The sequence below is a fragment of the Nostoc sp. genome, assembly GCF_036919495.1.
GTDB lineage: Bacteria > Cyanobacteriota > Cyanobacteriia > Cyanobacteriales > Nostocaceae > Nostoc.
Genome location: NZ_JBALBZ010000092.1, coordinates 1 through 23,037, shown reverse-complemented (window position 1 = coordinate 23,037; position 23,037 = coordinate 1). Strand labels below are relative to the sequence as shown.

Annotated in this window: 19 protein-coding genes; 11 read left to right on the top strand and 8 right to left on the bottom strand. The window is 42.1% G+C overall.

What is annotated here, in order from left to right; translation table 11 throughout:
• Positions 1-348 precede the first annotated feature (348 nt).
• On the bottom strand, positions 349-1,587 hold the full coding sequence (gene hpnI, locus V7K25_RS14070; RefSeq protein WP_335158862.1) for a bacteriohopanetetrol glucosamine biosynthesis glycosyltransferase HpnI: 1,239 nt from the start codon (positions 1,585-1,587) through the stop codon (positions 349-351).
• 289 nt (positions 1,588-1,876) lie between these two features.
• The gene (locus V7K25_RS14065) at positions 1,877-3,496 is read right to left on the bottom strand and encodes a cyclic peptide export ABC transporter (RefSeq protein ID WP_335158865.1); all 1,620 of its coding nucleotides are present in this window, start codon (positions 3,494-3,496) and stop codon (positions 1,877-1,879) included.
• A 202-nt stretch (positions 3,497-3,698) separates the two neighbouring features.
• Here V7K25_RS14065 and hpnJ point away from each other — a divergent pair, with 202 nt between their 5' ends.
• Together hpnJ and hpnK are read left to right on the top strand one after the other, a co-directional pair.
• Positions 3,699-5,135 carry a hopanoid biosynthesis associated radical SAM protein HpnJ gene (hpnJ, locus tag V7K25_RS14060; protein ID WP_335158861.1) on the top strand — a complete coding sequence of 479 codons (1,437 nt, stop codon included), beginning with the start codon at positions 3,699-3,701 and terminating at the stop codon, positions 5,133-5,135.
• A 74-nt stretch (positions 5,136-5,209) separates the two neighbouring features.
• Positions 5,210-6,103 carry a hopanoid biosynthesis-associated protein HpnK gene (gene hpnK, locus V7K25_RS14055; protein WP_335158859.1) on the top strand — a complete coding sequence of 298 codons (894 nt, stop codon included), beginning with the start codon at positions 5,210-5,212 and terminating at the stop codon, positions 6,101-6,103.
• Positions 6,104-6,384: 281 nt separating this feature from the next.
• Here the strand turns inward: hpnK and V7K25_RS14050 are convergent, their stop codons facing one another.
• On the bottom strand, positions 6,385-7,701 hold the full coding sequence (locus tag V7K25_RS14050) for a Gfo/Idh/MocA family protein (RefSeq protein ID WP_335158857.1): 1,317 nt from the start codon (positions 7,699-7,701) through the stop codon (positions 6,385-6,387).
• 15 nt (positions 7,702-7,716) lie between these two features.
• On the opposite strand from V7K25_RS14050, the gene V7K25_RS14045 reads away from it, so the two are divergent.
• The gene (locus V7K25_RS14045) at positions 7,717-7,992 is read left to right on the top strand and encodes a hypothetical protein (protein ID WP_335158855.1); all 276 of its coding nucleotides are present in this window, start codon (positions 7,717-7,719) and stop codon (positions 7,990-7,992) included.
• A gap of 223 nt (positions 7,993-8,215) precedes the next feature.
• On the opposite strand, the gene V7K25_RS14040 is transcribed toward V7K25_RS14045, so the two are convergent.
• Positions 8,216-8,926 carry a DUF4142 domain-containing protein gene (locus V7K25_RS14040; protein ID WP_335158853.1) on the bottom strand — a complete coding sequence of 237 codons (711 nt, stop codon included), beginning with the start codon at positions 8,924-8,926 and terminating at the stop codon, positions 8,216-8,218.
• 700 nt (positions 8,927-9,626) lie between these two features.
• Between V7K25_RS14040 and V7K25_RS14035 the strand changes: the two genes are divergently transcribed.
• Positions 9,627-9,836: a hypothetical protein gene (locus V7K25_RS14035; protein ID WP_335158851.1), complete on the top strand. Its 210-nt coding sequence runs from the start codon at positions 9,627-9,629 to the stop codon at positions 9,834-9,836.
• 160 nt (positions 9,837-9,996) lie between these two features.
• Entirely contained in the window at positions 9,997-10,542 is a 546-nt protein-coding gene (locus tag V7K25_RS14030) for a hypothetical protein (RefSeq protein ID WP_335158849.1), read from the top strand.
• A gap of 111 nt (positions 10,543-10,653) precedes the next feature.
• Here the strand turns inward: V7K25_RS14030 and V7K25_RS14025 are convergent, their stop codons facing one another.
• Together V7K25_RS14025 and V7K25_RS14020 are read right to left on the bottom strand one after the other, a co-directional pair.
• Positions 10,654-11,988 (bottom strand): aromatic ring-hydroxylating dioxygenase subunit alpha, encoded by a 1,335-nt coding sequence (locus tag V7K25_RS14025; RefSeq protein ID WP_335158863.1) that lies wholly within the window; start codon positions 11,986-11,988, stop codon positions 10,654-10,656.
• 245 nt (positions 11,989-12,233) lie between these two features.
• A complete protein-coding gene (locus V7K25_RS14020; RefSeq protein ID WP_335158847.1) occupies positions 12,234-12,986 on the bottom strand; it encodes an SDR family oxidoreductase in 753 nt (250 codons plus the stop codon).
• A 134-nt stretch (positions 12,987-13,120) separates the two neighbouring features.
• On the opposite strand from V7K25_RS14020, the gene V7K25_RS14015 reads away from it, so the two are divergent.
• The gene (locus tag V7K25_RS14015) at positions 13,121-13,687 is read left to right on the top strand and encodes a hypothetical protein (protein WP_335158845.1); all 567 of its coding nucleotides are present in this window, start codon (positions 13,121-13,123) and stop codon (positions 13,685-13,687) included.
• A 119-nt stretch (positions 13,688-13,806) separates the two neighbouring features.
• Here the strand turns inward: V7K25_RS14015 and V7K25_RS14010 are convergent, their stop codons facing one another.
• A complete protein-coding gene (locus tag V7K25_RS14010) occupies positions 13,807-14,307 on the bottom strand; it encodes an anthrone oxygenase family protein (RefSeq protein ID WP_335158843.1) in 501 nt (166 codons plus the stop codon).
• A 350-nt stretch (positions 14,308-14,657) separates the two neighbouring features.
• On the opposite strand from V7K25_RS14010, the gene V7K25_RS14005 reads away from it, so the two are divergent.
• Entirely contained in the window at positions 14,658-15,671 is a 1,014-nt protein-coding gene (locus V7K25_RS14005; RefSeq protein WP_335158841.1) for an alpha/beta hydrolase, read from the top strand.
• Positions 15,672-15,828: 157 nt separating this feature from the next.
• On the opposite strand, the gene V7K25_RS14000 is transcribed toward V7K25_RS14005, so the two are convergent.
• A complete protein-coding gene (locus V7K25_RS14000; RefSeq protein WP_335158839.1) occupies positions 15,829-16,851 on the bottom strand; it encodes a tRNA-dihydrouridine synthase family protein in 1,023 nt (340 codons plus the stop codon).
• Between the two features lie 998 nt (positions 16,852-17,849).
• On the opposite strand from V7K25_RS14000, the gene V7K25_RS13995 reads away from it, so the two are divergent.
• From V7K25_RS13995 to V7K25_RS13980, 4 genes are all read left to right on the top strand, one after another.
• Complete coding sequence (locus V7K25_RS13995; protein WP_335158837.1) at positions 17,850-18,752, top strand: formylglycine-generating enzyme family protein; 903 nt, start codon at positions 17,850-17,852, stop codon at positions 18,750-18,752.
• Positions 18,736-21,150: an arylsulfatase gene (locus V7K25_RS13990; protein ID WP_335158835.1), complete on the top strand. Its 2,415-nt coding sequence runs from the start codon at positions 18,736-18,738 to the stop codon at positions 21,148-21,150. Before V7K25_RS13995 ends, V7K25_RS13990 begins: the two co-directional genes overlap by 17 nt.
• Before the next feature lie 84 nt (positions 21,151-21,234).
• Positions 21,235-22,107, top strand: a complete 873-nt coding sequence (locus tag V7K25_RS13985) for a bile acid:sodium symporter family protein (protein WP_335158833.1) — start codon at positions 21,235-21,237, stop codon at positions 22,105-22,107.
• A gap of 112 nt (positions 22,108-22,219) precedes the next feature.
• Positions 22,220-23,037, top strand: an 818-nt coding sequence (locus V7K25_RS13980; protein WP_335158831.1) for a class I SAM-dependent methyltransferase, incomplete at its 3' end; no start/stop codon positions are given.

The window sequence follows — 23,037 nt, the reverse complement described above, 5'->3', positions numbered from 1 at the left end:
TAATAATTATTTGTCAAAAAATGATGGTTCGACACAAGTTCTCTATTTAAACAAGAGAATTTTATCTGATTTTTTTTCAAAATGAGAATTGCTGATTTTGTAACTTCTCAATAGCTAACGAACAGACTTTAAATTCTTAGCTAAATGAAATCATCTCATCCATCTAATACACGAAAACCCTCGTTACCTTTCACCATATATTATACCGTTGCTCTCCTTCAGCCTTCCCCACCTATTAAATGGTGCCAGTACAATCAGATGCTGAATTAGGCTTTTTCCTTACCCAGTCAGGCATTAATTCCTCTCACCCTTCAAAAATAAGCGAACATACAGTAATTAAACCCCATGTTAAAGGTAGGTAAACTTTCGCCACAGTTTACTAGTCAAAACCTTAATTGATAATTGAGCACTTCTGTCTTCTTGTAGTAGTAGCTTTCCATCTTTAGTTAGCTTCAGTTGCTGCCCCCGCCACTCTATAGTGTTCCCAATAAAGCCAAAACACCAAATAACAAAGCTTAATAAGTCGTGTCCAGGAATGAGCCACAGAAACTTTTTGACAATTGGATCTTTCAGACTGATAGTACCAACGACCCAAGCCATTACCAATCTTGTTACCCAACAGATACATAGTCCTACCCATCCTAGTATTGAACCATCTGTGGCAATCAGCAGCAGAAAACTGGTGACGACACCGTGGGTAAAAATTAGTCCTAGATAACCCCAAGGACGAGAAACTCGTTTACCACGCGCCCAACGGATCTGGCGCTTGATAGCATCAACTAAGTTGTTGCTTGTCTGTACATGTTCAACTACATAGTCGGAAAGTACAACCTTGTAACCTGCTTGGACAGGTAGATAGCCAAGTTGGAAATCATCTGCCAGATAATCAGCAATTGCTTCAAATCCACCGATGGCTTCTAGTACTTTTTTAGGGATGGCAATGGTGGAACCAAAAGCATATTTTATACCATTTTCCTGGATATTGCTGACTAAAACCCCAGCATGGAACTCAGTAGTAGTACCGATAGCCTCGAATGTTGATACCCATCCTTGAGCTAAGGATCTATACAGACAGGTAACGACACCCACGCTTTCATCTTGCAACGGCTGGATAACTCTTTGCAAATAGTCTGTTCCAACTCGGATATCACTATCAGCAAGGACTAAAATTTCGTATTTAGCTTTGGTTGCAGCATTGGCCAAGTTGCTAACTTTGAGATTTGTGCCGATGACGCGATCGCTTACTATCAGCAGAATATCCAAATCTGAATAATTGTAGATGATTTTTTCTACAATCTCTATGCAAGGGTCTTGAGAATTTCGTACAGCAAAGATGATTTGATATTTTGGATAGTCTTGCTGGCAAAATGAGGCTAGGTTTTCATAAGCATCGCTATCAACTCCACAAAGAGGTTTGAGGATACTAACAGGTGGATGAAACTCTAGATCCGTTGACTGGGGATGACCGAAAAAAGTTATTGCTGCATAAATTGCATAGTAATAAAAGCAGACAGAAAATATGCACAAAATTACCAGGAAATCAATGATAATCAAGTGAGAAATTCTTAAAAAGTTAGATGCAAACATGGTTATTAGACCTATCTTTTAAATAAATTTTGTCGGAAGATAAATAGATCCAATGATTTTGCGTGTATCGATTATTGCCAATATATTAACAATAATAGAATTATAGCCGTAGTAATCAAAGCGATTAATTGGAATTAAAAATGAGGATTTTATCGCATTGGGAGTGTTAGCAGAATAAGGGCATTTAGAGAAGCAGAAATTGAAAAAATACAAGTTTGTTTCATTGCTTCTGGAGAAAAAGCGAAAGCATAAATGACACCGAATAAGAAAGTGTGTCTTTGCCAGTATATTAAATTTTGTCGTACTCTATTTTTCCATAGTCAAGTTTGATAATTCGATCTGCTAAATGAAAATAACGATCATCGTGGCTAATCACTAGCACTGTTTTACCTCGCGATCGCAGTTCTGGTAAAAGTTGAGTATAGAATATCTCTTTGAATACTGGATCTTGATCGGCTGCCCACTCATCAAATAGATAAATTGGTCGATCTTCCAAGTATGCTGTCAGTAAAGCTAATCGTTTACGTTGTCCCTGAGAAAGAGCAGTGGTAGAAAGTTGACCATTTTCAACTTTTACCTTATGGTCTAGTTGCAATTGTTGTAAATATTTTGTGGCTTGAGCATCCAAGTAAGAATTTTTTAAGCCGAGAAGTTCTTCAAATAAATAAAAATCAGAAAATACAACGGAAAAATGCTGACGATACCATTCTCGATTCGTTTCGCTAATTAAGTTGTCATCAAACCAAATTTCGCCGTTTTCAGGGATGTAAAGTCCGGTAATTAGTTTCACTAATGTAGATTTACCGCTACCATTGCCGCCGATAATGAAAACTAATTCTTGAGGAGATAGTGTCAGATCGATAGGGCCAAAAATAAAGCTATTGTCTTCTTCAACTGTATAATAAGTGTGGGTAACATTTTTAAATGTTAAGCTGTGCCAATCAGATTTAATTGCAAGTGTAACAGTGGATATTTCAGATCGACTAGCTAAAGATAAACCCAATGACTCAATTTTTTGCCAAGCAATACTGGCTTGACTTAATACAGGAAGTTTGCTGATGATGTTATCCATTGGTAACACCAAGTAAGTAAAGGTCAAAATGTAGCCAGACAGAGTTTCGGCATTGATAGTAAGCAGATTAGGCAGCACAAACATGACAAAACCGAGGGCAAAAAAGAATACGAGTTGCCCCCAACTAGAAGTTGTGGCAAAAAGGGTTAGACCTTTAACATTGTGATGGCGGAATTTGTTAGCAGTTGGGTGTAGTTTTCCTTCTAAAAAATCTTCACGCCGCCTGTAGTTTAGTTTGAGTTCCTTAACTCCTTCGGTAATAGTGCGAAAATGTTTAAACAATTGATCTTCATCTTCACGAGCTAGAGCCAGCAATTTCTCTCCTCTGTTGAGTAGCCATTGACAACTAGCGATCGCTATTATTGAAATACCACAAACTAGCACCAGTACTAACCAAGAGAGCCAGGTTATATATGCTATGCACCCCAGGACGATGGCTAAATTAATAAAGATGAAAGGCATCTGATAAACAGCATTAGCAACCGCCTGAATATCTTCTGTGAGAGTTGCCAATAATCGAGGATTCCCTAACCCTTCTAGATGAGTCAACTCAGAAGCAAGAATTTGCCGACTCAAACGCATCCGTAATTGCAAAACTGCATTTTGGGAAAGGTGAATCAGCATCACTTGAGAAATGATACTAGTAATTAATACAACTATCGCCAGCCCCACAAAACCCCAAATTATGGATGTGAGACGAGAAGCACCACTGCTACTTGCAGCATGGCTAATTAAGGCAATCAAGCCAGCACTACTACCGCCACTCAAAAATCCAGTAGCGATCGCGATCGCTACCATCCCCCAAGAAGAACGCAAAAGAAAGTAAATCAAATTCATCATAGATGCCTATGCCCCATGCCCCATTTTCAAGATAGTTATTTACAGATCAATTTAGGTTGCGCTTCTAGGGTAAATTTTCCATCCTCACAATTCAAAACTTCTGAAATATCACGGTAAGCTAATTATAATTACACTGAAAACGTATTCGCACAGCGTCTCGTACACTGTGCGTAGAATTATATATTGAGGAAATATACTTGTGAAAAAAACTTTGTTTCTTAGTCCTCCTTCCTTCGATGGATTTGATGGTGGAGCTGGTTCACGATACCAAGCCAAGCGCGAAATTACTTCCTTCTGGTATCCGACATGGCTGGCGCAACCGGCAGCCCTTGTGCCTGGTAGCAAGCTAATCGATGCACCACCACACAACCAAACAGTAGAAGATGTAATCGAAATTGCTCAAGATTACGAGCTAATTATCATGCACACTAGCACGCCTTCGCTGCCTAATGATGTGAAGTGCGCCGAGACAATCAAGGCTCAAAACCCTAATATCAAGATTGGCTTCATTGGAGCGCACGTAGCAGTGTTACCAGAGCAAACGCTGACTGAAAACCCAATCATTGACTTCGTGTGTCGCCACGAATTCGACTATACCTGCAAAGAACTAGCAGAAGATAAATCTTGGCAAGAAATTACAGGTCTAAGCTACCGCGATCGCCAGGGTAATATACGTCATAATGAAGACCGCCCCTTAATTCACGATTGGGATTCTCTGCCCAGTGTATTGCCGATTTATCATCGTGATTTGGATATTACCAAATACTTCATTGGCTACTTACTGCATCCATACATTTCCTTTTACACTGGGAGGGGCTGTCCGGCAAAATGTACCTTCTGCCTTTGGCCACAAACAATTGGTGGACACTTATACCGCACTAAAAGCCCGGAAGCCGTCGGGCGCGAAATGGAAGAAGCTAAAGCGCTCTTTGGCGATAAGGTGCGAGAATATATGTTTGATGACGACACCTTTACGATTGACAAACATCGAGCGATCGCAATTAGCGAACACATGCACCGGCTCAAACTGACTTGGAGTTGCAACGCCCGTGCCAATCTCGACTATGACACCCTTAAAAAACTACGCGATAATGGCTTACGCCTACTCTTAGTCGGATTTGAATCTGGCAATCAGCAAATTTTGGATGGAATTAAGAAAGGAATCAAACTGGAAGTAGCGCGGAAGTTTATGGAAAATTGTCATAAACTCGGCATTACCGTACACGGCACATTTATCATTGGTTTACCCGACGAAACTCAACAAACAATCGAAGAAACAGTCCGTTTTGCTTGCGATGTTAGTCCTCATACAATTCAGGTTTCCATCGCAGCCCCTTATCCTGGAACAGAACTTTATCGTCAAGCACAAGAAAATAATTGGTTTAGCAACAATTCCTTAGTTGCTAGTTCTGGAATTCAAATGTCTACACTGCAATATCCAAATCTTTCTAGTGCTGAGATTGAAGACGCTGTTGAGAAGATGTATCGTAAGTTCTACTTCCGCCCCAAAGCGATTATCCCAATTGTCACTGAAATGCTTACCGATCCGCAAATGTTAGTTCGTCGCCTACGTGAAGGGCGGGAATTTTTCTCTTATTTGAAAGATCGTCGTACCCAAGCAACTGCAAAAGCATAATCACTCTCAGACTCGTACCTTAGCGTCAGTCTCACTCAATAGCTAAATTATCGGAACCTTAAAAATAGAAATTTATGCAAGCACAGCGATTCGCCATCATCAATGGTGATGACTTTGGTTTCTCTGAAGGAGTTAATCAAGCAATTATCAAAGCACACAAACAAGGAGTGCTAACTAGTACCAGCTTGATGGTGAGCGCTGATGCTGCAAAAGAGGCTGTCGCCTTGGCAAATTCCCACCCAAACCTGGCTGTTGGGCTACATCTCGTCTTGATATGTGGACGTTCTGTGCTAGCGCCAGACAAAATTCCTCATTTAGTTGATAAAGAAGGTAACTTTTCTAACAGTCCGTTCCTGGCTGGGTTGCGGTATCAATTTGTCAAGGAAACTCATCAAGAACTGCGGCAAGAAATTCGCGCCCAGTTAGAAAAATACCGTTCTACTGGTTTGCCTCTTTCTCATGTAGATGGACATTTGCACTTGCATATCCATCCAATAGTCTTGCGTATTTTGGTTGATCTAGCACCAGAATTTGATATTAAAGTAATTCGGCTGCCAAGTGAAGAACTGGGGTTAACCCTCAGAGTTAATCGCAGTAATTTACTAACAAAGCTAGTTTGGTCAGGAGTATTTGGCAGACTACGCCACTATGGTGAGAGAATACTAGAGTCCGAAGGGATTAACTTTACCCAAAGAGTTTACGGTTTATTGCAAACTGGTGGTATTACAGAGGAATACTTACTTGGATTGATACCTCAAATCCAGGCAGACTTAGTAGAGATTTACTCTCATCCAGCGATGCCTACGGCGGACTACGCCAACGCTATTCATGGCGATCCTTTAAATGGAACACTAAGAGCAGGTGAAGCAGAACTTGCCGCCTTGTTAAGCGATCGGGTACGCGAAGCGCTCCTTAGTAACGGCTTTGAAATTACCAACCACCATTTCCTATCGCAACGTAGCATCTAAACAGAAGACTTGCAGTTAAGTCTTTCATACAGCAGCGATCGTTATGACGACCAAAATTGATCGACTCTTAGCTGACTGGAAATTAGCCAAGCTCCGATCGTGTCCTCTATCCAACCGCCAATGTTAGAGACAAATGAGACAATCGAGCGATCGCACAAAGGACTTCCAACTAAAAAAATATCCCATCCCTGCGGGACGCTACGCGTAGCAAGATCCCCAAAGGGGTACGCTTTGGCGAGCAGGGGAAGCAGAGATTGTCATAGCTGCCGTATGCACGTATTTTACTTCAGCATTCGAGGAGCAGGGCCACGAGTGGTATCCAATCCTGATACGCGAGGTAGAGCGATCGTTTTGCCTGTTTGTGCAGCTTCGTAAATCAACGCCATCAGTTTTTGGTCTTGCAAACCTTCTTCACCAGGCGTATGGGGTTGTTTATTCTGAATCACACAATCTGCCATGTGATCAATTTCTAAAGCGAACTGGTTCTTCTCACCTATCCGCACTTCGCTAATGTTTTCTGCCATGCTGTTTGTTGGTGATTTGCGTGAAACCATCATCCGCAAACCGTTGTAGGAGAACGCCGGATCGAGTTGTCCCCAAGCATCAGAGCCGAAGACGCGAAACCGACGCCCTTCGTGAAAACCGTAGCTAGTGGAGCAAATCCCTAGTATCCCACTAGGAAACCGCAACTGGAAGGTGACACTTTCTTCTACTTCTTTGAAGCGCGGATCGCCAGGAGTAGTAAAAATTTGGGCGCTAATTGCGATCGGTTCCTCTCCTGTCAAATAGCGAGTTGCATTCAAGCAATAAATTCCGACATCTGGTAAAGCTCCACCTCCAGCTAAGGCGCGTTTCAATCGCCACTGGTTTAAGTCACCTCCCTGGTTTTGTCCGTTATCTGCCTGAATCACCTTCACAGTTCCTAATTCTTTGCTGCGGATCATCTGAATCATGGCGCGATGGTGCGGCTCATATTGGCAGCGATAAGCAATCATCAGCTTCCGATTCGCTTGTTTGCACGCATCAACCATCTGCTGACAATCTTCTACTGTGGTTGCCATTGGCTTTTCACACAGAATGTGTTTTCCGGCTTTAGCACCACGTACCGTATATTCCCGGTGCATACTATTGGGCAGTACAATATAAATCACATCAACGTCAGGATTGTTGCGAAGATTATCGTAATTCTGATAGTTGTAAACGTTCTGCGGTTTGATGCCATACTGCTGTGCAACTTGATTGGCTTTGCCAGCATCACTACTAACTAATGCAGTTGGCTTTGCTAGTTTACATTCTGCAAACGCAGGCATAATTTCTTCCAATGCCAGTCTACCCAGTCCAACGATCGCAAATCCCAAGCGTCGCTCTGGTGGCAGTGCAGTCGGAGGCCCACCTGTATCGACCTCAGTCTTTTCTGAGATGGGCGGAAACTGAATCTGAGGCGGCAATTCGCCTCCGCGTGGAGTGGCTTGCACAGTTGGCTCTTGAGCAGCAACTTCTTCGCCCATATTACCAATTGCGGCGGCTGAAATAGCTCCTAACCCAGCAGTAGTCAGAATCTGACGACGAGAAAATTCTCTTTTAAACAATTTAGGCATTGTAGTTTCTTAATAATGAAACGATGGAATTTTGGACTTAGTACAGCAATTCGTAGCAAATTAAATTTGGCAATACCCTGCAATGCTAATGCATCGGCTAACAATGCTAATGCATCGGCTGACAATGCCAATGCATCGGTTGACAATGCCAATGCATCGGTTGACAATGCCAATGCATCGGCTGACAATGCCAATGCATCGGTTGACAATGCCAATGCATCGGTTGACAATGCCAATGCATCGGTTGACAATGCCAATGCGTTCTCTGCGATTAAAAAATCTAAGCTTTGATGCAAAACTGTAATTAAGAAACTCCAGAAAATAAATTATCCAATTTCTTCATGCAACGCTAATATGAGATTTTTATTAGCTAAAACTTTTTAAGGTAGACGTAAAACGACTTGCCGTAGGCTACCGCCAACTCTTAGAGACGCTACGCGTAGGTTGCTTTTTTGTAGCAGTACGCGCAGTGGACGCAAAGGAAAAGAAGAAATGTTTAACTGAACTGTATTACCTACGGAGTACTAGTTGAAGTTGGAGTGCTGGTTGGAGTTGTGGTGCTAGTTGAATTTCTAGGATTAGCAATGGCACGAACCTGTTGCAGATGTTCTTGGAGGGTTGGTAGCACTTGAGCCGCAAATGCTTTCACATCTGGATCTTGTCCTTTTTGAGCTTCATTCTGAAATGCGGAGACATCTTTTTTATGACCTTGAAGCATCTCATTTATATATAGGCGATTAAATTTAGCACCAGAAAGTGCGGATAAGCGTCGCAGGGCTTGCTGATTTGTGCTACCGATAGTAGTTGGCAGCGTGACACTTTTTTGAGCCGCTAACTGTTTGAGTTGATTATTTACCTGGGTATGATCTTGAACCATACGCTGTCCAAACTGTTTTACGGCATCAGTGGTTCCACGTTTTGATGCCAGTTGTCCTAGTTGGACTTCTGCTAAACCATCTTGAGCGGCATCAGTCATGAACTTTCTGTCTGAAGAACTGAGGTTATTTTGCCCTGATGTAGTTGGTGATGTAGTTGGTGATGCAGTTGGCGATGCAGTTGGTGATGCAGTTGGTGATGCAGTTGGGGATGCAGTCTCAGTTCCTTGTACAGGCACAGCAGATGGAGCTTGCGATGTAGTTTGGTCATGAGTAGTTGGTGTGCAACCAGTCGCCAGAGATAAGGCGATCGCAACTAAACCATTAGAGAGTATTTTGAAGTTGGACATAATTAATTTTTTCCTTAGATCAAGCTGTATATTAGAATGCAGAAACCTAGCGATCGCTAACGCTGATGACAAGTTGAAATCACAAATTACAAACAAAGCTGATTAATGCGATCCAGATGCCATCGCCGTGAATTGTACAAACAGATTCAATATTTCCCGAATTAAATGCAGAGATATCATCTGGTTGAAGTCTGTTAGTACCTCCCTATAACATTAATATTTTGAGGATAAATACATCTTCCAATTGATAGATTCAGCAGTAATCAATACTAGAATTTCTATAATTGTCTCCTACAAGCAACAACAGGAATAAGCCGTATAGTATCACGGCAATCTGACACAGAGACTCTAACTAAGGTGTGTTTTGAAACCTACTCCGCAAGATGCATTCATAATGCAAGCTCAAGCGGTAATAAACATAATTTGTTCACGAGGCTAACACTCTTAGAAAAGATAGATTAAAACTATTGCTGCATAAGCTTTTTAGCTATTATTTTCTGATAACTTCTCAAACAAACGGTAGTGCCTCTTGGACAGTACTACTGTCTAAGAGTAGAAAGGATTGCTCCCAAATAAAACTGAAAATGCCATGAGAAGAATAAATTGCAAAGTATCCATGCATTTCCGGAAAAGAGATTGTGAAATGTGTAGTCAGAGAACAAATATAACTTGATGCAAAACTATAGCTCAAGAGGGACTAATGATTGATCGCTTTGTGAATTTTATTTTTATCGATTCCTTTGCCCTAGCAATTAACCTGATGTTTGGTACATTGCTTCGCACTAAAATCTGTAACTATTCATGGGAGGGAGTTGTAGGTAGTGAGCTTTCACCACCAGAAAGTAGCGCTAGTTCTTTGGAATCGCCACCATCCTTAGATGAGGTAGATATAACGACTCGTATTTCATAAAGTTTACCTGTCCCAATTGTCGAGAGCGATCGCAATCGGGGGAGTGTCGTTATGCAAACTTAAACTGATAACTGTAAAAGCTTTAGGGTGTGAGGTTGAAGTTTAAGGAGGTTTAATCTCAAAAGCGTGTAGAAGGATATTTGTAATTGGAGATTTGAATATGACTAAGAAATTACACAGCATTGTTGCAACTGTGCCCATGCTTGCAACTGCTATTAGTGGATGTCTTTTTTTCAACCCTGTATCTGCGTATGTAAGTACTTCGAGCAACGCAAATAAAAATATCGGTGAAACAACTAACTTAAAAACAAAACAAATTATACCAATTCCCCAACTTATAGCAATACCGCCGTGTAATCTTCCAGATCCGCCCCCGGTCTGCGATCGTGAGCCATCACCACGACCACGACCATTACCTATGATTAATATTACAGGTAAATGGCAGGCTGATGATGGCGGAACTTACTATATACGCCAGATAGGAAATCAGGTGTGGTGGTATGGTGAATATAGCCCTACCAATCCAGCTTTTAGCAATGTCTTTTTAGGCACAATTAATAACAACCAAATCAATGGTAGTTGGGCTGATGTACCGAAGGGCAGCGCCCAGAGCAGTGGAAGTATACAACTGCGAATCGTTTCATATAATAGAATTGAAGCCGTCAGTAAAACTGGTGGTTTCGGTGGTAGTGTGTGGTTTCGTTAGATTTTTCAAAGCCTCTAAGAAGTCATTTAAGAAATAGGAAAAGTGGCTGGATTGAAGAGGGTTTTGGCCTCGTTCATTTTTGTTAACAAAGATGAACGAGGTTTGGTTTTATTATTTTTTGGCATGAACATAGTCTACAAAGTAAAATTTAGGGACAAGCCAAATTTTTAGCCAAGTGTAAGCTGCCAAACTTAATAGTGCCGTAATAATTAGTGTTAAACCAAGCTTGACTCGAAGCGTATCTGGAAGGATAGCAACTCCTGAAATAGTAATAGCAGAGTATGCCAAGAGTACCACTTGCAAACGCTGGATCGCTCTCAGCGCCCCTCGGCAGCTACTACAATGGTGAGTATGTTGTTTGTAGCGATCGAGCATCACAGAGCGATCGTCATTAATTTTCGAGTTTTCTAAAGTACTAATTCCGACTTCACTCCACGGTAAATGCCCGTGACAATATTTATCAAACCAATTTCTAAACTCAATTACTAAACGATCTGCACTTGCAGGTAGCTTGTAAGCAGTTTTCCAAGTTTCAACAGATTGTCTCTGTTGAAGGAAATGCTCTTGCTGATGTAAAAGAATCATATCTCCATCAAGAATCGGATTACGGATCATGATGTGAACCCACCAACGAGGGGTCAGATGATGAAATGTTTTAACAAAATTAATCGGAAACTGAGCTACAATTCTTGACTTACCTGGAGATACTGGAATACAGTAAGTAACGATTCCTAACTGCTTTCCAGAGCCGCCAAAGCTAATTGCATACTCTAAGCGACAAGGCGGCTGAAAAGTGATTATTGTTCTTCTCAAGTCTCTTTCAAGAAGTACTTCAATCATATCTATTGTTGATTTCTCAATAGTTATTGGAATGGGTACTGCTTGTTGTCGATTCCCCTGCAACCCATGATGAGCAAAAGGAACATGAGCAGGATCTGCCACGTTTTCAACAAGAGTTTGCCAATCATATTCTAAATCGCGCACAAAAGAATCCCAAACGAAACCTTTGTTAGCATCTATTTGGGGTGACAGAGGTAAAGGTGTAACAGATGCTAGTTCTGCTGACTTGGCATCAGGCCAAACCCAAAGTAAATCATTTTCCTCACGAACTGGGAATGTAACTGCACACAGATTTTTTTTATTCTTAGTAACAATTTCGGAATTCTCTATTTGAGGAATATGAGTACAGATTCCTTGGGGATCAAACTGCCAGCCATGATAACTACACATCAAATTACCTGTCTGCGTATCAACACGCCCTTCGCTCAAAGGAGCAAGACGGTGTGGACATTGATCTAGAAATACTTGGTAAGTCTTAGATGACTTAGGCTTCCAGATAACTAAGCGCAGTCCTAGAATAGTTACTGAGGTGGGCTGCTTTGGATCAATATCTTGAATGGGAGAAAGAGGATACCAATGTTGAAAAAAGTTGAACTTAGATTGTATTTCTGTATTCATTTAAACAAAAAGTAATTCTACGTTTAGTTTCCTGGTGGTAAGAATGAAATGGTTGAGCCGGTACTAGATTTTTTCAACAGTGGTTAGCCCTAAACATCTTGATAGTACTTGCCTTTGAAGGCGATGCCGTTACAAGGCTGCGGCGAATATGCGATCGCCTGTGCGAACTTTATGAAGGACATCAAAAAAGAGATTAGAAAAAGCTTATGCGCTCCAAAACCAGTTGGAACGCTTCAAATCTGCGCCATGCCCCCATCTACGAAGAGTTCGATGCCGTTGACAAAGCTGCTGTCATCAGATGCAAGAAAGACTACAGCTTTAGCAATCTCGTCTGGTGTGCCCACTCGCCCAAGGGGGATATTGTCAGTTTGACTTGCGATAAATTCCTGCACCTGCTCATCGCTCAGTCCCATGAGATTGTAGCCAGGAGTAGGCACAACACCAGGACTAATGGCATTGACACGAATCTTGCGCTCTTTGAGGTCGAGTGTCCAATTGCGGGCAAACGAGCGCACGGCTGCTTTAGTAGCGCTGTAAACGCTGAAGGCTGGGGTGCCCTTTATGGAAGTAATTGAGGCATTCAAAATGATAGAAGCGCCCTCTGGCAATAGAGGCAGTGCCTTCTGCACGGTGAACAGCAGACCTTTGACGTTAGTGTTGAACGTTTTGTCAAAGTGTTCTTCGGTGATTGCTCCGAGTGGGGCGAGTTCTCCACCGCCAGCATTGGCGAAGATCACATTGAGGTGTCCATGCTTTTGCTTAATAGTGGCGAACAGGCGATCGAGGTCTGGCATAACAGAGGCATCGCTTTGAACACCCGTGACGTTTTTACCGATCGCTTTTACGGCGGCATCGAGTTCACTTTGGCGACGACCTGTGATGTAGACATAGGCACCTTCGGCGACAAAGCGCTTGGCAGTAGCAAGACCAATGCCGCTAGTGCCACCTGTAATGAGCGCGACTTTTTCTGAAAGCTTTTCTGACATGGTGATGTTTTATGGTTTTTATGTAGGTTTCCGAAAGTTTGCGATTTATTGAAATTTCCCCTCCCACTTACTTATCAATATTGACATATCAAGTAATTCGCACTTTCTAAAACATTTATGTATAATTATGAACCATGAAAACATTGAAATACCCAGTTAACCTTGCTTCTTCTTGCGTTGTCGCCTGTATTATCGCTTCTACGGTTGCGGTAATTGCTCAACCCAAACCTTCACAAACCAATTTGGTAATAAAATTAACACCGACTCAGTTAAAAGTTTTGCGATCGCTAGGGTTAAAAGTAGCATTACCAAGTTACGTACCCCCAAATTTTAATGCCGATACAGTATTAGTCTCGGCTGGGCGCGAAAATGTTGACAGCTTGCGTTATTTAGTTGTTTACCAAAATTTAAGTGCAGATAAATGCTTTGCGATTGAGTCAGCGTCTGGTGGTATTGGCGACTTGCCTTCAGGATCGCGCAGTTACCCGATAAATTCTCCGATATTTGGAAAAAGCGTTTTGGAGCAAGGATTATATGAAAATGCCAAACAACCAACATTGCTATCGCAGTGGTTGGGGGAGGAAAATGGCCCCTTTTACAGATTTGTTGGTACAGGAGTAATACCAGAATTGTCCAATTGCAGTAACGTTACTCCCCAAGAAGCAGTCAAAGTTTCGCAGTCAATTCGATACTTGAATTAATTAACTACGGTTATTAAACCGCAGCTGTTTATTCATAATACAGGTTGGAGAGATTAAGACAAACAATTGAGGAAGCGATCGCCATTAAACTAGACAAGTTTATGAGAGAGCGGGGAGTGTCAAGATTGCACAGTTCGATAGCAGAGCGCGATGGTGAATGATGCCGCAGCCGCAAGCGCCGTTCCTGTCCGAATATGATTCCATATTGTCCAGTTGGCAAGGTAGCTAGACCATAAAGAGAGTTCGATGGTGCTGCCCGGCTCGACTTTGGCCAGCGCATCGTTGAGTGGCACATTGAAAACAATAGTCACGCCTAAAGTGCCAACGAGATAAAGCAGGCTGCCGACGAGCAAATAGACAGCACCAGGTTGATGCCACCTTAACAGTGAGAAGATAAATAGAAAAACGCAAGCCGCACCCGTTCCGAATAGCGCCGTCATAAACAACGGATTGATCGCCGCGATATTGATCGATTGCATGGCAATAATGCCCTGCGTCGGCGGTATTCGGGCAAGAGCGTTCATTACAAAGGTCGAAAAAGCGAAGAAGACTCCAGCAATCAACCCACAGCCGAGTGCGGCCAAAAGTTTCAATCCGAAAAGCGAGTAGTCAAATGTCAACAAATTTCTTTGGGAGTAAGGTCTTGAATGAAGAGGTAAGGGGAAAGGGGTCATTTCCTTCTCTCTCTTCGTTGAAGGTTTTGGAAAACTAGGGCAATATCCTCTAAGTGGAGTATTCAGTGTTGAGTTGGTGTACGACAATAATTAACTCGGCAGGAGTAATAGTCAATCCCAATAGTCAAACCTCCTAGACTGATTGTGGAAAATTAGTTTGGATTGAATACTCATCCAATTTTAAAAAAATTTTCACTTTTGACAGGCTAACTCAAAAATATATCCTCTGCTAGATCCGAAGTAACTACTTAATTAATAAAGTAAAGTATATTATATACAAAAATAATAATTAATAAATGAAAGTTGACATCCAAAATACAGCAGAAATCCTGGAGCAAGTTCACCAATTAGAGTCTACACAAGGTCTTAAAAATGAAGCCTGTCGTTCCAAATTTTTAATTCATCCTTACTTAACGCCAAAAGTTTTTTTGTTTTTGCATGGTTTTACAGCAGGCCCTTACCAGTTCGAGCCACTTGGTAAAGCCTTTTTTAACAAGGGATATAACGTTCTGATTCCTTTACAACCTGGTCATGGACGCTCAGGCAACTGGAATCGTCAAAATCCTCCACCACTACCAACAGATATTCAGATATATCAACAATTTCTGCTCAAATGGTTGGAGATTGCAAAAACACTAGGACAACAAGTTGTAATTGGTGGATTGTCAACAGGTGGAACTTTAGCTGCTTGGTTAGCTTTAGAGCATCCCCAGGAGATTGACCGCACTTTATTGTTTACGCCTTATTTAGCTAGCCGTTACTCACTATTAGATCAACTTATCAAAATCTTGCCAATTTACTTTGAATGGTTCAACAAAGATGCATCTGGCAATTTTGGTTATAAAGGTTTTTGTCTCAAGGCATTACGGATATTTCTTCAATTGGCAGAGGAGGTTTTAGAAAAGGCTCAAGACTATGTTTCTGCTCCTATTTTAATGGTATGTAGTGAAGGAGATCATGCTGTTAACCGCTCCAAACAAAAGAATTTTTTCCGAAGGGTAGTTAATCAGCAACCAAAATCCTGGTATTACTGTTTCGATGATTCGCTTCACATTGAACACCGGATGATGACAAAACTGGAAGATAATGATTATGAGGAACTAGTAATCACCCTTGCTAAGGCTTTTGTTGAGAGTCATTTGACTTGGGTAGAGTTTGAGCAAATGGCAAAGCTGATAGCGCAGGGAGAAGCCTATGACCAAATCATGCTCAAATTCAACCTCGATGGTCAAGTTTCTCAAGAGCTATCTGCAATGATGACTCAAGCTTTTGGCTGTGAGCATCTCAAGTGCATCAATCCATACGAATAATGCATAATACCCTTTGATTATTAAGTACAAGATGCCCTGTCCCCTTTCTAATGTTTAAAATTTAATGACCAGAATTACTGGAAATAGAATTATCAACCAGTGGGGGAAAATTGCTAATTCAATAGTAGGCGATCGCACTCAGATTTGTTGTCCACAGTTACACGCTCTTGAAAGGTGTTAGGGCTAAAGTTTTCGTCAAATCAGCAAGGAGAAAACGATCGCAGAGGTTAAACATTTCTACCTCGGTAGAGGTCTGTCGCATCAGTCGCAGGAAATCACCTTCAGCGTCAACACTTAGGGCAATGTAGTTAAGAAACATTTTTAGGTAACCTATGCGCGATCGCTCTGGCATAGTTGCTGCTGTGGGGGTTTGCCATAAACGATCAATATAGTTGCGTACTTCTACTAAAGGAACGGGCGCGATCGTCTCGAAGCGCAAAGCCTGCCGAATTTGATTAAACAGCCAAGGATTGCCGATCGCCCAGCGTCCCACCATTACACCCGCAGCGCCCGTTTGAGAAAGCACTTTAAGGGCAGTTGTCGCAGAGTGGATATTGCCATTGGCAAGCACTGGACAATCAACCCGTTTCACCGCCTCAGCGATCAAATCATATTTCACTGGCCCGTGGTACATATCTTTCACAGTGCGACCATGCAAACTCAGCAAATCAATGCTGTGGCGATTGATTATATCTAAAATTTTGTAAAAGTTATCTGTATTTTCAAAGCCTAAGCGCATCTTGACTGTCAAAGGTCGATCGTTCACAGCAGAACGCAGTTCTCCCAAAATCCGATCCACTTTTTCTGGTAATAGCAGCAATCCACCCCCAACGTTTTTACGATAGATTCTAGGTGCTGGACAGCCCATGTTCAAGTCAACTCCAGCAATATTATACTTGCAGAGTTCCTTCGCTGTTCTTACTAAATCTGGAATGCTTTCGCCAATCATTTGAGCAAAAACGGGGCGACCCGTGTCATTTTCGGTGATTGCTGCCAGAATGCTACGATTGAGCCGTGAGGTATCATTCACACGGAAATACTCGGTGAAAAAGTAGTCAGGGCTGCCGTAGTGAGCAATCACCTTCATAAACCAGAGGTTTGTTACATCTTGCATGGGCGCAAGAGCCGTGAAGGGTAGGTCTGGATACAGCGATTGGGGGAGCGATACCTGGGACGACATAGAGATGAAGAGCGTTCGACAAAACTTCACTCTATCAAAAAATGCTTAACTGTTGGTTGGCAAATACAATAGACATCTCCAGAAATTAAATATGCGTTATCTAAAACCCTTGTAGAGACGTAGCATGCTACGTCTCTACACTCTTTTTCGGAGATGTCTAGTCAAAACCCACCTCCGTAGGTTAAAACCATTGATTTTCTCTTAGTCCACGAAGGTGGACTTAGTTTGTGTAGTAGCGAATAGAATTCGCTTTTCAAAGAACCTCTAAGCTTTTTCGTAGCTAAATATATATAGTACTTGACTTATGTTTTCACAAGATGTAATTTATCAATATTCGATAAACATCGGTAAACTAATCGGCTTTTAGTACTTTATGAAATTCCAAATAAAAAAATAGCTCAAAAACTCTCTCCTCATCATTTTTCTGTGCGGCAGTCGCTCATGGGAGAAACCACGCCAGATGCTCTATTTGGGGAGACGCCAACACCGGGCGGCCTTACCTCTGTGGTAGCCTGTGACGAGACGCTACGGGAATGCGTCTACGTTTATTTTGGTAATTATTTCTGGGAAGTCCCTTAACAGAAATAAAGAGATTTATTGTAAATTAGCCTGAATTTAGAGTTAACAGTTTCTGCATAGTATCAAATATTAAAAATTTTCTTAAATTTTATTGTTATAAAATACAAATTTTTCGACAAAAAATAATGTCATGCGAGAAATAGATTACCGAAAAATACAACGAAAAGAGGGATTGTTCATCTCAAATCCAAAATGATATAAATTTGAATAAAAGTTGAATCTTATTGATGAACTACAGGCATTCAATTAGAAATAGCAACAGTGAGAATATTAGAGATGGGAAAAAACATTACTTTCTTACACTAATATTCATTCAGGGAATAGCGATCGCACTCTTATTCATCAATACAACCGCATTGGCAGCCACAGTCAATCCCTGTCCCCAAGGTATGGCGATGATTTCAGGAGGAACGTTCAAAATGGGATCTGATAATTCCAGTTTTGTAGAAGAGCGATCGCCTGGAGATGTAACGCTGACTAACTTCTGTATTGATAAATCTGAGGTAACAAATTCACAATTTGATGAATTTGTCAAAGCCACAGGATATGTGACAGTTGCAGAGCGTCCCTTATCTCAAGAACAGTTTCCCGATTTACCCGATGAGCAGCGCTTACCAGGTTCCTTAGTTTTTGAGATGGTAAAACCAGGTGTCAAGCAAGTTTCCTTTCTGAGTTGGTGGCATTGGACTACTGGCGCGAATTGGCAACATCCTTTTGGCCCAGACAGTGCAATCGCTAACAAATCCAACTACCCAGTTGTCCACATAGCTTACGAAGATGCCCTAGCCTACGCCAAATGGTCAGGAAAATCCCTACCCACCGAAGCCCAATGGGAATACGCCGCCCGTGGTGGCTTGGATGGTGCAACCTATGCTTGGGGCAATGAATATTCTGAACATAGAGCCAACACTTGGCAAGGAATTTTTCCCTTTTTTAACACCAAAGCCGATGGTCACTTGGGCATTGCTCCCGTCGGTTCTTTTGCACCCAATGGTTATGGACTCTATGACATGACCGGCAATGTGTGGGAATGGACTAGTGATTTCTTTCAAGTTGGACGCGATCGCAAATCCGATCAAATTAATCCTATTGCCTTAAATCGAAGCTTTGATCCCAAAAAGCCCGATGAATCAAAACTACACGTAATCAAGGGGGGATCGTATCTCTGCGCTCCCAATTACTGTAGCCGCTTCCGTCCGGCGGCGCGGGAGTCAGAATCACCCGATACGGGAACTACTCATATCGGGTTTCGGCTAGTTAAAAATTTGGCTGATTCCAGCACACTACCTTTAATGAGCAACAATAATGGCACAACTGACTGATCCTCACAAGAGAGATTCTTTGTATGCATCTCTCAAGTTAACTTCTGGCGCGTTCGCGCAGCGTCTCCGAAGGAGAATCGCATTTTTGACAGCCCTAACGCTAATATTTTCTAGTCTTTTACCTCTACCTGCTTGGGCGGACTATGGCGACAAATTGCCATTACCCCAACCATCTTTTAAAGGCAAAATTGGCATTACTTACAAAGAATCCGAACCAGACTTCCCCAAACCAATTAAGGCTCCAGAAAATGCACCAAACGTGTTGCTGGTGTTGCTTGATGATGTCGGTTTTGGACAAACCAGCACCTTTGGCGGTTTGATCGATACGCCTAATTTAGACCGTCTAGCGGCAAGGGGATTGCGTTATAACCAATTCCACACTACAGCACTCTGCTCTCCTACAAGAGCCGCATTGCTCACGGGACGCAACCATCATTCTGTGAGTACAGGTGTGGTTACGGAGTTAGCCACAGGCTACCCAGGTTATACTGCGATTTTACCTAAAAGTGCGGCAACGATCGCTGAAGTATTGCGAGACTATGGATATAACACGGCGGCCTTTGGTAAATGGCACAATACCCCAGACTATGAAACCAGTGCGGCAGGCCCATTTGATCGCTGGCCGACAGGTTTAGGTTTTGAGTACTTTTATGGATTTCTAGGCGGTGATACCAATCAATGGAGTCCAGCATTGGTAGAGAATACCCAACATATTCAGAAACCAAATCGCCCTGATTATCACCTCACCCCCGATCTAGCAGACCATGCAATTAAGTGGATTCGCACCCAGCAAGCGATCGCTCCTGATAAACCCTTCTTTACCTACTTTGCCACTGGCGCAACCCATGCCCCACACCATGCGCCCAAAGAATGGATCGACAAGTACAAGGGTAAATTCGATCGAGGTTGGGATAAATTACGTGAAGATATCTTTGCTCGTCAGCTAGCCTTGGGTGTAATTCCCGCCGATACTAAACTGACTCCTCGCCCGGCAGAACTCCCAGCTTGGGATTCCCTCACTCCCACCGAGCAGAAAGTTTATGCGCGTCAGGCGGAAGTATTTGCAGGTTTCCTCAGCCATACCGATGCACAAATTGGTAGAGTCATTGATGCGATTGATCAACTTGGCGAATTGGATAACACCTTAGTCTTTTTCATCGCCGGCGATAATGGTGCGAGTGCTGAAGGCGGCTTAACAGGTAGTATCAATGAATTAAAAGTCTTTAATGGCGTAGCAGAAAGTCCTCAAGAAGTTCTCGCGGCTTTAGATGATTTAGGTGGGCCAAAAACCTTCAATCATTTTCATGCAGCTTGGGCTTGGGCAGTGGATAGCCCCTTCCAATGGACAAAACAAATTGCTTCTCACTTCGGCGGAACCCGCAATGGTTTAGTTGTGACTTGGGGCGAACGCATCAAAAATCGTGGTGGACTGCGGAGCCAATTTCATCATGTAATTGATATTGCTCCCACCATTTTGGAAGCTGTAGGGATTGAAGAACCAGAGGTAGTCAACGGTGTAAAACAACAACCCATCGAAGGTACTAGCCTTGTCTATAGCTTTGATGATCCTGCTGTAGCATCCCATCACAAAACCCAGTATTTTGAGATGTTTGGCAATCGTGGTATTTACGATCGAGGTTGGGTAGCAGCCGCCCGTCATGGACGCTTACCTTGGGAGCGTGTTTCCAAAACTACCTTCGATGAGGATAATTGGGAACTATACGATATTACTAAAGACTTTAGTGAAGCCAACGATTTAGCCAAGCAGAACCCTGACAAGTTAGCGCAACTACAAAATCTATTTCTTAAGGAAGCAGAGAAATACAAAGTTTTGCCCTTGGACGATCGCTTACTTCAACGGTTTGATGTCAAAATCCGTTCCAACCTAATCACAGGACGCAATAGGTTTACTTATTACACATCTGTTGCAGGGATTCCCGAAGGTAGCGCTCCCAATATTAAGAATCGCTCCTTTAGCATCACTGCTGATGTGGATGTTACCAAAGATGGTACTGAAGGCGTTTTAGTCACCCAAGGCGGACGTTTTGCGGGTTGGAGTTTCTTTTTGCAAGAAGGTAAACCCACCTTTGCTTACAACTTGTTAAATAGCGATCGCACAATCATTCAATCTTCCCAACCAATTGCGATCGGCAAATCCCAAATTAAATTTGACTTTACTTATGATGGTGGCGCTCCGGGAGCAGGTGGTACTGGTAAGCTCTCGATCAACGATCAGCAGGTTGCCCAAGGCCGCATTGATAAAACCGTAGGCTACCGATTTGGTTTAGATGAAACCTTTGATGTTGGTCAAGATACTGGCACACCTGCGGTAAATACTTACCAAACACCCTTTGCATTCACCGGCAACTTACAGCAAGTCACCCTGGAATTGAAGTAATAGGGGCTGGGGATTGGGGTAATTTATTCCTCATCCCCTTCATCTCCCTCATCTCCTCCGCTCCTTTGCATGAGATAAAAAATCATGAACGAAATTTTGTCACTAATCGATAAACTCGCACTTTTCACATTTATTGTGTTCACCATGCTGGGTGCAGGATTAAGTCTCACCGTACAACAGATTTGGGAACCACTCCGCAACCCCCGCTTAGTCATATCATCGCTGCTAACAAATTTTGTCCTAGTGCCGCTTTTTGTATATTTGTTACTACAAGTAGTACATTTAAGTGAACCACTTAGAGATGGCTTACTGATCATGGCAGTAGCATCAGGGCCTCCAGCATTACCTAAACTTGCCCACATAGTCAAAGGCAATATAGCTTTCTCGGTGGGATTAATGATGTTACTAATGCTGGGCACAATTTTTTATATGCCGATTGTACTGCCCTTAGTGGTAGAAGGTGTGCAAATTAACTCCTGGGACATTGCCAAACCCTTATTGTTAATGATGGTTAGCCCATTGATCATTGGGTTATTCATCAAAGCAAAATTCAGTGCGATCGCCCCTACTATCCAGCCGATTTTGTTCAAATTATCTAATGCTGGATTGCTTTTAGGTCTAGTAGTCAGGCTGATAGTTCACACTAACGATATCATTGGCTTATTACAAACAGGTGCAATTTTAGTTTGTGCCGTTTTCATAGTCTTCTCCTTTAGCGTCGGTTATCTTTTGGGCGGCCCTGGTATCGATACCCAACGAGTGCTAGGAGTAGGAACAGCTCAACGTAATTTTGCCGCAGCATTATTAGTAGCTACAAGTAATTTTGAAGATCCTAGTGTCGTGAGCATCATCATGGTGACGAGTATTTTAATGATGATCGTAGTTTTGATCGCCGGGCCAAAGTTCATAGAACTAGACCAAGGAAAAGGTGTAGAGATAGAGCAGTTAGAGGTTTGAAATTCTCCCTAAGAACTGTGCTTGGCAAATACGCTAAGTCAATAGCTTTACCGTATTATGTATTAGATACACAAATATTAGATCGGATAAAAAACTATATGTGAGGTAGCAGATGGTTCAATCACAAGCTAGCTCTTTTGATGCAATTAGTCCCACAGCTTTGATGGTAGCTTATACTAGGCAGTTTACTGATATCCCTTATGGCAAGGAATTAGCTCAATTAGTTAATGCCGAAAGCTTTATAGAACAACTGCAACAAAAAAATTTAAGTCAGCCGAGTGAAGTGTCTGTTCTTGTTGAGGCTCGTTATAAAGCTCTTAATCAAGTAATATCTAAACACTTGCAATTTGAGACTACCCAAATTATCGAGTTAGCATCTGGATTATTGCCTCGTGGTATGGCAATGTCTCAAAATCAAAATATCACTTTTGTTGAAAGTGATTTACCTGCAATGATTAGTCAGAAGCAGCAACTCGTAAAACGATTGATTGGAGAACGGCAGAATTTGTATTTTGAAGCAATAGATGCTACTAATCAACCTAGTCAGTTTCCTTTGAACGTAAATTATTTACATCAAAACCAACCTGTAGTTGTTTTATGCGAAGGATTGTTAACATACCTAACCTTAGTAGAAAAACAAAAGGTGTTTGCTAATGTTCGTGAGATACTGCGAGTTTACGGCGGTGTATGGATTACACCTGACCTAACCACTTTTGATGGCTTGAATCAACTACGGCAAATTAGCCCTGGGTTGCAAAGACTCAATCAAACTGCAAGTAATGTCTCAGGTCGAGCTATTAATAATTATCACTTTGAAAACATCGACCATGTGAAACAGTTCGCTTATGAACAAGGGTTTGATATTAAAGAATATAGTATGCTCGAAGTGATGAATCAAATTACTTGTTTAAAGCCTTTAGGGATTGAGCC

Excerpts from the sequence above, each read along its gene's own strand:
- hpnI (WP_335158862.1), bottom strand. The coding sequence starts at position 1,587 with ATGTTTGCATCTAACTTTTTAAGAATTTCTCACTTGATTATCATTGAT.
- V7K25_RS14065 (WP_335158865.1), bottom strand. The coding sequence starts at position 3,496 with ATGAATTTGATTTACTTTCTTTTGCGTTCTTCTTGGGGGATGGTAGCG.
- hpnK (WP_335158859.1), top strand. The coding sequence starts at position 5,210 with ATGCAAGCACAGCGATTCGCCATCATCAATGGTGATGACTTTGGTTTC.
- V7K25_RS14050 (WP_335158857.1), bottom strand. The coding sequence starts at position 7,701 with ATGCCTAAATTGTTTAAAAGAGAATTTTCTCGTCGTCAGATTCTGACT.
- V7K25_RS14045 (WP_335158855.1), top strand. The coding sequence starts at position 7,717 with ATGAAACGATGGAATTTTGGACTTAGTACAGCAATTCGTAGCAAATTA.
- V7K25_RS14040 (WP_335158853.1), bottom strand. The coding sequence starts at position 8,926 with ATGTCCAACTTCAAAATACTCTCTAATGGTTTAGTTGCGATCGCCTTA.
- V7K25_RS14035 (WP_335158851.1), top strand. The coding sequence starts at position 9,627 with ATGATTGATCGCTTTGTGAATTTTATTTTTATCGATTCCTTTGCCCTA.
- V7K25_RS14030 (WP_335158849.1), top strand. The coding sequence starts at position 9,997 with ATGACTAAGAAATTACACAGCATTGTTGCAACTGTGCCCATGCTTGCA.
- V7K25_RS14020 (WP_335158847.1), bottom strand. The coding sequence starts at position 12,986 with ATGTCAGAAAAGCTTTCAGAAAAAGTCGCGCTCATTACAGGTGGCACT.
- V7K25_RS14015 (WP_335158845.1), top strand. The coding sequence starts at position 13,121 with ATGAAAACATTGAAATACCCAGTTAACCTTGCTTCTTCTTGCGTTGTC.
- V7K25_RS14005 (WP_335158841.1), top strand. The coding sequence starts at position 14,658 with ATGAAAGTTGACATCCAAAATACAGCAGAAATCCTGGAGCAAGTTCAC.
- V7K25_RS14000 (WP_335158839.1), bottom strand. The coding sequence starts at position 16,851 with ATGTCGTCCCAGGTATCGCTCCCCCAATCGCTGTATCCAGACCTACCC.
- V7K25_RS13995 (WP_335158837.1), top strand. The coding sequence starts at position 17,850 with ATGGGATCTGATAATTCCAGTTTTGTAGAAGAGCGATCGCCTGGAGAT.
- V7K25_RS13990 (WP_335158835.1), top strand. The coding sequence starts at position 18,736 with ATGGCACAACTGACTGATCCTCACAAGAGAGATTCTTTGTATGCATCT.
- V7K25_RS13985 (WP_335158833.1), top strand. The coding sequence starts at position 21,235 with ATGAACGAAATTTTGTCACTAATCGATAAACTCGCACTTTTCACATTT.